Source organism: Pseudorhodobacter sp., from assembly GCF_030452865.1.
GTDB lineage: Bacteria > Pseudomonadota > Alphaproteobacteria > Rhodobacterales > Rhodobacteraceae > Pseudorhodobacter.
In genome coordinates, this window is the sequence record NZ_JAKDLJ010000086.1 from 1 (window position 1) to 11,169 (window position 11,169).

An 11,169-nucleotide genomic window follows, 5' to 3' on the forward strand; every position below is an offset into this window, starting at 1 on the left:
TATCCTGCGCGGACATTTGCAAGAAGCGTGCGGGGCGGGCGGAGGAGTGTTCCGGCCCCTGCCCCTCATTGCCGTGCGGCAGCAGACAGACGAGGCCCGACATCCGCAGCCATTTGCTTTCGCCCGAATTGATGAACTGATCAAACATGATCTGCGCGCCATTGGCGAAGTCGCCGAACTGCGCCTCCCACATGGTCAAGGCATTGGGTTCCGACAGCGAATAGCCGTATTCAAAGCCAAGCACCGCATATTCCGACAGCATGGAATCGATCACCTCATACCGCGCTTGCCCGTCGCGGATGTGGTTGAGCGGGTAGTGCCGATCTTCGGTCATCTGGTCGACAAAGGCGGAATGACGCTGGCTGAAGGTGCCGCGCGTGCAGTCCTGACCCGACAGGCGCACCGGGAAACCTTCGGTCACGAGGGAACCAAAGGCAAGCGCCTCGGCAGTCGCCCAGTCAAAACCCTTGCCATCGGCGAACATCTTGTCCTTGGCTTCCAGCAAACGGCCCACGGTCTTGTGCAGGTTGAAGCGTTCCGGCACGCTGGTCAGTGCGCTGCCCACCTCCGCCATGGTTTCCGCCGTGATCGAGGTTTTGCCCGGCTCATAATCCTCACCCTCACGGGTGACGTTCTTCCAGCGGCCATCAAGCCAATCGGCCTTGTTCGGTTTGTAATCCTTGCCGACCTCAAATTCCGCGTTCAGGTGGTCCTGAAACGCGGCTTTCATATCCTCGATCTCGCCCTCGGGCATCAGCCCTTCCTTGACGAGACGTTCGGTGTACAGCGTCAGCGTGGTCTTGTGCTTCTTGATCTGCACATACATCGCCGGGTTGGTGAACATCGGCTCATCGCCTTCGTTATGCCCAAAGCGGCGGTAGCAGAAAATGTCGATCACCACATCCTTGTGGAATTTCTGCCGGAATTCGGTTGCGACCTTGGCGGCATGGACCACTGCCTCCGGGTCATCACCGTTGACGTGGAAAATCGGCGCTTCGACCATCAGCGCGATATCGGTGGGATAGGGTGAGGAGCGGCTGAACGAAGGTGCTGTCGTAAAGCCGATCTGGTTGTTGACCACGATATGCATGGTCCCACCGGTGCGGTGGCCGCGCAGGCCCGAAAGACCGAAACATTCGGCCACAACGCCTTGACCGGCAAAGGCCGCGTCGCCATGCAGCAGGATCGGCAATACACGGTCGCGGTCGGTGTCATGCAACTGGTCCTGCTTGGCGCGGACCTTGCCGAGAACCACCGGGTTCACCGCCTCCAGATGGCTGGGGTTGGCTGTCAGCGACAGGTGAACCACATTGCCGTCAAATTCGCGGTCCGATGAGGCGCCAAGGTGGTATTTCACATCGCCCGAACCACCGACATCTTCAGGCTTGAAGCTGCCACCCTGAAATTCGTTGAAAATCGCGCGGTAGGGTTTGGCCATCACATTGGCAAGCACCGAGAGGCGGCCACGGTGCGGCATGCCGATCACGATATCCTGCACGCCAAGCGCACCGCCGCGTTTGATGATCTGTTCCATCGCCGGGATCAGGCTTTCGCCGCCATCAAGGCCGAAACGCTTGGTCCCCATGTATTTCACATGCAGGAACTTCTCAAACCCCTCCGCTTCCACCAGTTTGTTCAAAATGGCTTTGCGCCCTTCACGGGTGAAGGCGATTTCCTTGCCGTAGCCTTCGATGCGTTCTTTCAGCCAGGCGGCTTCGTCCGGGTTGGAAATATGCATGTATTGCAGTGCGAAGGTGCCGCAATAGGTGCGTTTCACGATGTCGATGATTTCGTGCATCGACGCGACCTCAAGGCCCAGCACGTTGTCGATGAAGATCGGGCGGTCCATGTCGCTATCGGCGAAACCGTAGGATTTCGGGTCAAGCTCCGGATGGTTGGTTTCATCGCGCATGTTCAGCGGGTCGAGATCAGCGGCGAGATGGCCCCGGATACGGTAAGCGCGGATGATCATCAGCGCGCGGATAGAATCCAGCACCGCACGCTGTACTTGCGCATCCGAAAGCGACACCCCAGAAGCGGCGGCTTTCGCGATGATCTTTTCGCCGGCGGCCTTGCCCTCTTTCGACGGCATCGCCGGCCATTCGCCGGTCAGCGCGGCGGTCAGATCATCGGCGGGCATGGGCGGCCAATCGGCGCGCGCCCATGACGGGCCAGCGGCGGCAGCCTCGGCCACACTATCCGCCTCACCGAGTTCCTTGAAGAACGCGGCCCAGCTTGCATCGACGCTTGCCGGGTCGTGGGCATGCCGCGCCGCCATCTGGTCGATGTAATCGGCGTTGGCACCGTCAAGGAAGTCTTCGGCGCGGAATTGGGCGTTGGGGGATTGTTCGGTCATTTTCAGTTTTCCTTATCGGTCAATCGGTCGCCGGGTTTGTATGACCCCGGCCAGACTCGCACGCGCACCCGTAAGATGCGTAAATCTGTCAGGTTGGATATCCCATTTCACACTCTCGGAGTCTCCGCCCAGAAACATGCGCACAAAATCATCGAAGGGCGTTTCTTGTTTGGTAGGCGCTGGCAAAACCAATTTGCTCTCTGATCCGTTCGGGGCAAGCATGACACATTCAACCTGCTCTCCAGCGGTATTGTCGAAGCTATAGGGATTGATCTTTAGCCAAATTGAGGTCGCATTCTCGCGCAAAAGGAACGTTTGGAATTTTTCGCTTTGCAAGGGATCAGTCAGGCCCATCTTCACCATCTCTGACAGCTCACGCTCGATCAACGTGATCCGTCCATCCGTAAAATAGCGATGGCGGGCGCTGTCATTCAGGTTGGGAAGGCCTTCGATGAACAAGTTTCTTACAACCGTCAAGTCCCCGAAAAGCTGGCCGTACTCGGGCAGTGTTTCCAAAGATACCGGGGTCCAGCCGTTTTTGACCAAAAGGCTTGATACTTCGGACGCATCGGCGCTTCCGGTCAAGCAGGCGTTCAGCGCAACCTGTACATCAGCCTTGGCGGACGTTCCCGCCAAGGTGAGTGCGAACGCGGCAGAAACTGCTGATATGGCGAGGTGCGCTGTCATGGCATTTGCCTACCCCTTGATCGCCGCCATCACCGCTTCGCCCAAGCCTGCCGGGCTTTCGGCAACCACGATTCCGGCGCGTTTCATCGCTTCGATCTTGCTTTCCGCGTCGCCTTTGCCACCCGCGACAATCGCGCCTGCGTGGCCCATACGGCGGCCGGGGGGGGCGGTGCGGCCGGCGATGAAGCCTGCGGTCGGCTTCCAGCGACCGGCTTTGCGCTCATCCGCCAGAAACTGCGCGGCCTCCTCCTCCGCCGAGCCACCGATTTCGCCGATCATGATGATCGAGGTGGTTTCGGGATCGGCCAGAAACATCTCCAGCACGTCGATATGCTCGGTCCCTTTGATCGGGTCGCCGCCGATACCGACAGCCGAGGATTGGCCAAGCCCCAGATCGGTGGTTTGCTTCACCGCCTCATAGGTCAGCGTGCCGGAGCGGGAGACAACGCCGCAAGAGCCGCGTTTGTGGATATGGCCGGGCATGATGCCGATCTTGCATTCGCCGGGGGTGATGACGCCGGGGCAGTTCGGCCCGATCAAGCGGGATTTGGAGCCTTCCAAAGCGCGCTTGACCCGCATCATGTCCAGAACCGGGATGCCTTCTGTGATGCAGACGATCAATTCCATCTCGGCGTCAATCGCCTCCAGAATGGAATCTGCGGCAAAGGGTGGCGGCACATAGATCACTGACGCATTGGCCTTGGTGCGCTCGCGCGCCTCGAACACCGAATTGAACACCGGCAGGCCGATATGCTCCTGCCCGCCCTTGCCCGGCGTCACGCCGCCGACCATCTTGGTGCCATAGGCAATCGCCTGCTCCGAATGGAATGTGCCCTGGCTTCCCGTGAGCCCCTGACAGATTACACGGGTATTCTTATCGACGAGTACGGCCATCCGGGCCTCCTTCTGTGGTCATGTGACGCCCGAAGGCGTCGATTTCAATAGCCGGGGCGGGCATAACCCGGGCAAGTGATGATGATATCGCCACCGTCGACCTTGCCGCTTTGCGCCCATTGCGACTGCTGCATGCAGACCGCATTTCCGTTGTCACCCCGATCCGCCGGGCCTAACGCCACGCCTCCGCCACATGCGGCAAGCAGCAACAAAACCCCGGAACCGATAACCAAATTACGCATTGTCTTTCCTTTCACCACTGTTGCCCCTGATCGCATCTTTCGATTGTGCGGCATGGGGAGTTGTTGGGGAAGCGGCCCGTCACAGGCCGCCCCGATGTGACATGGGCCTCAAGGGCCGAAGGTAAACCTGACATCGCTGCTGTCAGTCGAATAACAAACCGGATCCTGCCCGGAGGAGGTGACGCTGGCCATCAGCCCATCGCCAAGCTGATAGGCGGTGCAGCCGTCGGCCATTTCCACCGATTTCATCGGCCAACCCGCGAGGGCGATCACCGGAACCAGCGCGCCATTCGCGGTTTCGGTGCCCAGTTTCTCACTCACCACCGCGCAGATGCGGCCTTCGTCATAAAGCGTCACGACCACCTCTGTCGCCGTCGAGCGCAATTCAGTGCTGCTCATTTCGACATCATCCATCCGGGTCCAGCCGTGGTCGGCGAAAAGCGCCACAGCGCCGTCGACTGTGCCACCGCCAAGGATACACGCCGCATAGGCAGCTTGCAGAACCTCCGGACCGCCGGAGGCGAGTTGCGACAGTTGCGCACCGAGCATCTCGCGGTCCTGTGCGGCTGCGGGGGCCGCAACCAGCAAGGCAAATGCAACGGCGCGCAGCATGGTCATCAGCCTTTCACCGCTTTCACGATCTTTTGCGCGCCGTCTTTGAGATCATCGGCTGCAATCACGTTCAGCCCGGAATTCTTGATGATATCCTTGCCCTTCTCGACATTGGTGCCTTCCAGCCGCACGACCAGCGGCACCTTGAGGCCCACCTCTTTCACCGCAGCAATCACGCCTTCGGCGATCACATCGCAGCGCATGATACCGCCGAAGATATTGACCAAAATCCCCTTCACCTGCGGGTCAGAGGTGATGATCTTGAACGCCTCGGTCACCTTTTCCTTGGTCGCCCCGCCGCCAACGTCCAGAAAGTTCGCCGGGGCCGCGCCGTAAAGTTTGATGATGTCCATCGTCGCCATCGCAAGCCCGGCACCATTGACCATGCAGCCAATATCACCGTCCAGGGCGATATAGTTCAGATCGAATTTGGAGGCCGCGAGTTCTTTCGGGTCTTCTTCCGTCTCATCGCGCAGGGCGAGGATATCGGAATGGCGATAAAGCGCGTTGCCGTCGAAGGAAATCTTGGCATCCAACACCTTGAGGTTGCCATCGGGCGTAACAACCAGCGGGTTGATTTCCAGCATCTCCATGTCCTTCTCGACGAAGGCTTTGTAGAGGATGCGGACCAAACCGACGCATTGCTTGACCTGCGCGCCTTCCAGCCCCAGCGCGAAGGCAACGCGGCGGCCGTGGAAATCCGACAGGCCCGACGCGGGGTCGACCGAGAAGCTGACGATCTTTTCCGGGGTCTTGGCCGCGACTTCTTCGATATCCATGCCGCCTTCGGTGGAGGCGACGAAGGAAATGCGGGAGGCTTGACGATCCACCAGCAGCGCAAGGTAAAGTTCGCGCGCGATGTCGGAGCCGTCTTCGATATAGATGCGGTTCACCTGCTTGCCCGCCGGGCCGGTTTGATGGGTGACGAGGGTGCGGCCCAGCATTTGCTTGGCCATCTCCGCCGCTTCGCCAACCGATTTCGCCAGCCGCACACCGCCTTTTTCACCGGCCTGCGCCTCTTTGAAATGCCCCTTGCCGCGACCGCCTGCGTGGATTTGCGCCTTCACCACCCAAAGCGGGCCATCCATTTCGCCCGCCGCCGTCTTCGCTTCTTCGGCGCGCAGCACCGCGCGACCATCGGACACCGGCGCACCATAGCTGCGCAAAAGAGCCTTGGCCTGATATTCATGGATGTTCATCGGCTGTCCTATCGGTTCGGAATTTGCCTAGTGATGGCACGGATCCCCCCCGATATAAAAGGGTTTTCCGCCATAAAGTGGCTTTCGCGCGATAAATCCGACATTTGTGATCACAGCCTTGAAAAGTGTGATCACAAATATTTCGACACTGATTCGCTTTTGCGAATCTGGCCCTTCCTACCGCCCAGGTTTATGCGTCCTTCGAACGATTCTTCCGCATAATCACCTGAAAGGGCCGCAAAAATTCAGTAGCTGGTCTTCATTCCGCAGCCGCGGCCGCCTGCGCCAACCGGATTTCGTTTTGCAGTTTTCGCAGCTTCCAGTTCGGCACCAGTTCATGTGCGCGATTGGCGGCGACAGCGGCCAGATCAAGCCGCCCGCGCGCGACCGCAGCGCCGATCATTGTCAACAGATACGGCACTGCAACCCGGCGTTTGCGCATCAAACGGCGAAAGGACAAGGGGTCGAGTTGGCCCGACATGCCCATCATCGCCACGTCTTTCAGCACCTCCATCCGTTTGAACATCGGCGGGATCTTATGGGTGAAATGCGGCACCGGCAGCAGCAGGGTGCCGCCCCCGGCCATACGCTCGGCATGCAACCGGTCCTCCGCCACCTGCGGGTCATAGATGATATAGGCGCGGGCAGCGTGGCGGATGCCTTCGGCGGCGTCATGGAAGGGTGCGGACCAATCGCCAAGGCTGCGCCCATAGCGATAGCGGGTTTCAAACGGTGCGACGGTCTGGTCAAGGCTGGTTTGCGGGGCCAGTGCCAGCACCGTGCAACCGGGCGCGAGCGAGGCAAAAACCGCCGCACCAAAGCCGCCCATGGAGGAGCCATAAAGGCTCACCTCCGGATAACTTTCAAACAGCCCCGCGCCTTTCAGCGCCAGCATTTGGGTTTTCAACTGCGGGCACTGGAACCAGTCTTTGCGCTTCATCATCACGCCGAGAATGCCCCAGCCCTGGCGGCGCACCAGTTCGGCGGCGAAGGGCTGCCGGTTTTCAACCTCGCGATCCGAGGACAGATTGTCGAAGGTCACGACAAGCCGATCCTTGCCGGGAAGATAGGCCAGAACGTGATGATCCGTCTCAATGAAAATCCCGCCCGCTGCCACGTCACACGCCTTGCGCAGCGGGTCGAATCCCGGCGGCAGCGGCGAGGCATCGGGTGAAAGCGTGGGCTGTGCGATCAAGACTTGGGATCCTTGCGCGGTTTTGCAGGCGATGGTTTTTCAGGTTCAATCCCATGGCTACCACCGCCAGCACAAATAAAACAAGCCCCGCGCGAGGACGCAGGGCTTGTCGGGAAACCAAGGGCTTCGGAATTGAATTGGTGGTTATTTCAACGACGGGTCAATCTCTTTGCAGGCCGCGACAAGGCCTTTCACCGCCGTCACCGACTTGTCGAACATCGCCTGTTCCGTCGCGCTCATCTTGATATCGACGATACGCTCGACGCCGCCCGCGCCGATGATGGTGGGAACGCCGACATACATGCCCTTGACGCCGATTTCGCCGTCACACCAAGCGGCGCAGGGCAACAGACGCTTTTGGTCCTTGAGGAAGGCTTCCGCCATTTCGATCGCCGAGGTCGCGGGGGCGTAGAAGGCGGACCCTGTTTTCAGCAGTCCAACGATTTCCGCGCCGCCGTCACGGGTGCGCTGGATGATCGCGTCCAGCTTGTCCTGCGTGGTCCAGCCCATCTCGATCAGATCCGGCAGCGGGATGCCGCCAACGGTGGAATAGCGCGCCAAAGGCACCATGGTATCGCCATGACCACCCAGCACAAAGGCTGTCACATCGCGCATGGAGACGTTGAATTCCAGTGACAGGAAGTGGCGGAAACGCGAGGAGTCCAAGACACCTGCCATGCCGACAACCTTGTTATGCGGCAGGCCGGAAAATTCGCGCAAGGCCCAAACCATCGCGTCAAGTGGGTTGGTGATGCAGATTACAAAGGCATTCGGGGCGTGTTTGGCGATACCTTCGCCAACCGATTTCATTACCTTGAGGTTGATGCCCAGCAGGTCATCCCGGCTCATCCCCGGCTTGCGCGGAATGCCTGCGGTGACGATGCAGACATCCGCGCCCGCGATACCTTCGTAATCATTCGCGCCTTTGATTGTGGCGTCGAACCCTTCGGCAGGACCGGCCTGCGAGATATCGAGCGCCTTGCCTTGCGGGGTGCCTTCGGCAATGTCGAACAGGACGATATCGCCCAGTTCCTTGATCGCTGCGAGATGGGCAAGCGTGCCGCCGATCTGGCCTGCGCCGATGAGTGCAATCTTGGGTCGTGCCATGATTTTTCGTCTCCGGATGGGAATTTTGATGGCTGGATGCCTAGACCCCTTCGGCAGCTAAAGCAAGACCGCTGCATCGCGGCATGAAACCGGGCGGCATGGCGCGCGGCAATGTTTGACGCTAATGGATGTCACATGGGCTTTGGACGAGGCGGCGGGTGACGGGGTTCGGGATGGACGGCGCAACATTCTGGGTGATTGCGGTGCTGGCCTCTGTCGCGGTCGGGTTGTCGAAGGGCGGCTTGCCCGTGGTCGCAATGATGTCGGTGCCGATTCTGTCGCTGGTGATGCCGCCGTTGCAGGCGGCGGGGTTGCTGCTGCCGATTTACATCGTGTCGGATTGGTTCGGGCTTTGGGCCTATCGAAGGGACTTCGATGCACGGGTGCTGAAAATCATGGTGCCAGCCACGGCGATCGGTGTGGCGATTGGTTGGGCCACCGCGCATCTGGTTTCGGAAACGCTGGTTGGCGGGGTGATCGGCGCTTTGGGAAGCAGTTTTGCCACCAGCCGCTTGCTGGGCTGGTGGACATCGCCGGAGGCAAAGCCTGCGCGGGTCGGGCCGGGACTGGTTTGGGGCACAGCAGCCGGATTTACCAGCTTTGTCAGCCATTCCGGCGGGCCGCCGTTCCAGATTTACGCCTTGCCGCTGCAATTGCCGAAAGCGGTGTTCGCCGGAACCTCCACCATCCTGTTCGCCTGGGTCAATGCGATCAAGCTGCCGGCCTACTGGGCGGTGGGGATGCTGTCATTCGACAGCTTGCACATTGCGGTCTGGCTGTTTGTGCCCGCAAGTCTGGCGGTGTTTGCCGGGGTGAAACTGGTGCATGTCATGCCGGAAAAGGCGTTTTTCGCCTTGGTCCATTGGGCGCTTTTGTTGCTGTCGCTGCGGATGCTTTGGGTCGCGCTGCGGCCTTAGGCCGGATCACCTTGCGGGGGCAAGACAAGTGCCAATGTATCGAGGCCAAGTCCGGAGGCGATGAGGCAAGCATCGCCTTGCGGCGTTGTCACCGTGATCGACCAGCTTTGCGTCAGATCACTGACGAAGGTTTCCATCACCATGTCCTTGCCTGCGGGACCAATCGCGCGCTGGGTTTGGTGGTAAGGTTCGACAAACCGCGCCAGCACCCTGTCACGCGGGCCACAGTCGATTCCCGCCCGCGCCTGCGTGACAAGAATCAGCCCGGCAAAGCCAAGGGACAGGGCGAATAGCTGTCTGATCCGGATCTTCATCATATGCAGTTCCTTTGGCGATGGCGGCGCTGAGCCAAGCCTGCATCCGATACCGCGAAAAAAGGGTTAATCCTGCGCGCGAAAATTGCGCGGGTGACGCGGCGCGATGCTGCATCGCGGCAAATCACCCCTTGCCGAAAGTGAGCAAATCGTGGTCCCTAGCGTAAGATTGTTGCTTGGGAGAGAATCATGGCACATCGCCCCACTCGGTCCGTTCTTTATATTCCCGGCTCCAACACCCGCGCGTTGGAGAAAGCGCAAACGCTGGCCGCCGATGCGATCATCTTCGATCTGGAAGATGCAGTTGCGCCCGACGAAAAATCCGGCGCGCGGGTGATGCTCGCGCAGGTTCTGGCGCAGGCCGATTACGGCCAGCGGATGAAGATTGTGCGGGTGAACGGGTTGGACACCGAATGGGGGGCGGCGGATATTGCCGCCTTTTCCGGGGCGCGGATTGATGCGCTGCTGATCCCCAAGGTTTCCTCCGCCGTTGATCTGGATGCGGTGGCGGCGCTTGCACCCGATGTGGCGCTTTGGGCGATGATGGAAACCGCGCAGGGGATGCTGAACGCAGGCGCGATTGCGGCGCATCCGCGGCTGACCGGTATGGTGATGGGCACGAATGATCTGGCGAAAGAGCTGGGCAGCCGTTTTCGCGCCGACCGTTTGCCGATGCAAGCGGGGTTGGGGCTGTGCCTGCTGGCGGCAAAAGCGCATGGGTTGACCATCGTTGATGGGGTGTTCAACGCTTTCAAGGATGAAGACGGTTTGCGCGCCGAATGTGAACAGGGCCGCGACATGGGGTTTGACGGCAAGACCCTGATCCACCCGGCGCAACTGGCGATTGCAAATGCCGCGTTTGCACCGTCAGAGGCAGAGATCACGCTGGCGAAAACCCAGATCGCGGCTTTCGAAGCGGCACAGGCGGCAGGGCAAGGTGTGGCGGTGGTCGATGGTCGCATCGTTGAGAACTTGCATATCGTGACGGCAAAGGCGACGTTGACGAAAGCGGCGGCCATCGCCGCGCTGCAATAGCAAAGGGTTCCCGCATGTTTCTTATCCTACTCGGCCTGTTGCTTTGGTCCGGCGTCCATTTCTGGAAACGCATCGCCCCGGACAGCCGCGCGAGGTTTGGCGACAAGGGCAAGGGAATTGTGGCGCTCGGCTCCGTCCTTGCAATCGTGTTGATGGTGATCGGCTATCGCGGCGCGGAAGGCACGGTTTACTGGGGTCGCAACCCGGCAACAGTCGGGATTGCCGATCTTTTGATGGTATTTGCTTTTTATCTGTTCGCCGCATCGGGCGCGAAAACCCGCATCACGAAATGGGTGCGCAACCCGCAACTGACGGCGGTGAAACTTTGGGCCATCGCGCATTTGCTGGTGAACGGGGATACGCCATCGTTTCTGCTGTTCGGCGGCATGTTCATGATCTCGACGCTGGGCATGGTGCTCACCGGCTCGGGTGGCCGCGGCGGGGGCAACCGCTCGGCCACCGTCGACGAGGACCGCCGCGACTACCTGCGCTACCTGGCCCAGCTGCGCCGCCGCGTCCGGGACATCGCGGGGGAGCAACGCGCCGTGCTGGAGTCGGTGCATCCCGAGGTGGCGGCCTGGCCGGCGGTGCTGGCGGCGGGGCGGCTGTGG

Annotated in this window: 12 protein-coding genes; 3 read left to right on the forward strand and 9 right to left on the reverse strand. The window is 60.3% G+C overall.

Annotated features, from left to right (window positions below):
* The 8 genes from L0H65_RS07240 to mdh all read right to left on the reverse strand — a co-directional run.
* A partial coding sequence (locus L0H65_RS07240; protein WP_301458166.1) for a 2-oxoglutarate dehydrogenase E1 component occupies nt 1-2,356 on the reverse strand: 2,356 nt, incomplete at its 3' end.
* A 12-nt stretch (nt 2,357-2,368) separates the two neighbouring features.
* Nucleotides 2,369-2,941 carry a hypothetical protein gene (locus tag L0H65_RS07245; RefSeq protein WP_301458167.1) on the reverse strand — a complete coding sequence of 191 codons (573 nt, stop codon included), beginning with the start codon at nt 2,939-2,941 and terminating at the stop codon, nt 2,369-2,371.
* 111 nt (nt 2,942-3,052) lie between these two features.
* Complete coding sequence (sucD, locus tag L0H65_RS07250) at nt 3,053-3,937, reverse strand: succinate--CoA ligase subunit alpha (RefSeq protein WP_301458168.1); 885 nt, start codon at nt 3,935-3,937, stop codon at nt 3,053-3,055.
* A 44-nt stretch (nt 3,938-3,981) separates the two neighbouring features.
* On the reverse strand, nt 3,982-4,179 hold the full coding sequence (locus tag L0H65_RS07255) for a hypothetical protein (protein WP_301458169.1): 198 nt from the start codon (nt 4,177-4,179) through the stop codon (nt 3,982-3,984).
* A 108-nt stretch (nt 4,180-4,287) separates the two neighbouring features.
* Nucleotides 4,288-4,791 (reverse strand): hypothetical protein, encoded by a 504-nt coding sequence (locus L0H65_RS07260; RefSeq protein ID WP_301458170.1) that lies wholly within the window; start codon nt 4,789-4,791, stop codon nt 4,288-4,290.
* A 5-nt stretch (nt 4,792-4,796) separates the two neighbouring features.
* Complete coding sequence (gene sucC / locus L0H65_RS07265; protein WP_301458171.1) at nt 4,797-5,990, reverse strand: ADP-forming succinate--CoA ligase subunit beta; 1,194 nt, start codon at nt 5,988-5,990, stop codon at nt 4,797-4,799.
* A gap of 259 nt (nt 5,991-6,249) precedes the next feature.
* Nucleotides 6,250-7,185, reverse strand: coding sequence for a hypothetical protein (locus L0H65_RS07270; protein ID WP_301458172.1), 936 nt, complete (start codon nt 7,183-7,185; stop codon nt 6,250-6,252).
* A 144-nt stretch (nt 7,186-7,329) separates the two neighbouring features.
* On the reverse strand, nt 7,330-8,292 hold the full coding sequence (mdh, locus tag L0H65_RS07275; protein WP_301458173.1) for a malate dehydrogenase: 963 nt from the start codon (nt 8,290-8,292) through the stop codon (nt 7,330-7,332).
* A 173-nt stretch (nt 8,293-8,465) separates the two neighbouring features.
* Between mdh and L0H65_RS07280 the strand changes: the two genes are divergently transcribed.
* A complete protein-coding gene (locus L0H65_RS07280) occupies nt 8,466-9,209 on the forward strand; it encodes a sulfite exporter TauE/SafE family protein (RefSeq protein WP_301458174.1) in 744 nt (247 codons plus the stop codon).
* Here the strand turns inward: L0H65_RS07280 and L0H65_RS07285 are convergent.
* Nucleotides 9,206-9,526 carry a hypothetical protein gene (locus tag L0H65_RS07285; protein WP_301458175.1) on the reverse strand — a complete coding sequence of 107 codons (321 nt, stop codon included), beginning with the start codon at nt 9,524-9,526 and terminating at the stop codon, nt 9,206-9,208. The genes L0H65_RS07280 and L0H65_RS07285 overlap by 4 nt on opposite strands.
* 186 nt (nt 9,527-9,712) lie before the next feature.
* Between L0H65_RS07285 and L0H65_RS07290 the strand changes: the two genes are divergently transcribed.
* Nucleotides 9,713-10,558, forward strand: coding sequence for a CoA ester lyase (locus L0H65_RS07290; protein ID WP_301458176.1), 846 nt, complete (start codon nt 9,713-9,715; stop codon nt 10,556-10,558).
* 14 nt (nt 10,559-10,572) lie between these two features.
* The coding region (locus L0H65_RS07295; RefSeq protein ID WP_301458177.1) for an NnrU family protein at nt 10,573-11,169 on the forward strand (597 nt) is incomplete at its 3' end.

Coding starts and splice junctions, on each gene's coding strand:
- sucD (WP_301458168.1), bottom strand. CDS start 3,937: ATGGCCGTACTCGTCGATAAGAATACCCGTGTAATCTGTCAGGGGCTC.
- L0H65_RS07255 (WP_301458169.1), bottom strand. CDS start 4,179: ATGCGTAATTTGGTTATCGGTTCCGGGGTTTTGTTGCTGCTTGCCGCA.
- L0H65_RS07260 (WP_301458170.1), bottom strand. CDS start 4,791: ATGCTGCGCGCCGTTGCATTTGCCTTGCTGGTTGCGGCCCCCGCAGCC.
- sucC (WP_301458171.1), bottom strand. CDS start 5,990: ATGAACATCCATGAATATCAGGCCAAGGCTCTTTTGCGCAGCTATGGT.
- mdh (WP_301458173.1), bottom strand. CDS start 8,292: ATGGCACGACCCAAGATTGCACTCATCGGCGCAGGCCAGATCGGCGGC.
- L0H65_RS07280 (WP_301458174.1), top strand. CDS start 8,466: ATGGACGGCGCAACATTCTGGGTGATTGCGGTGCTGGCCTCTGTCGCG.
- L0H65_RS07285 (WP_301458175.1), bottom strand. CDS start 9,526: ATGATGAAGATCCGGATCAGACAGCTATTCGCCCTGTCCCTTGGCTTT.
- L0H65_RS07290 (WP_301458176.1), top strand. CDS start 9,713: ATGGCACATCGCCCCACTCGGTCCGTTCTTTATATTCCCGGCTCCAAC.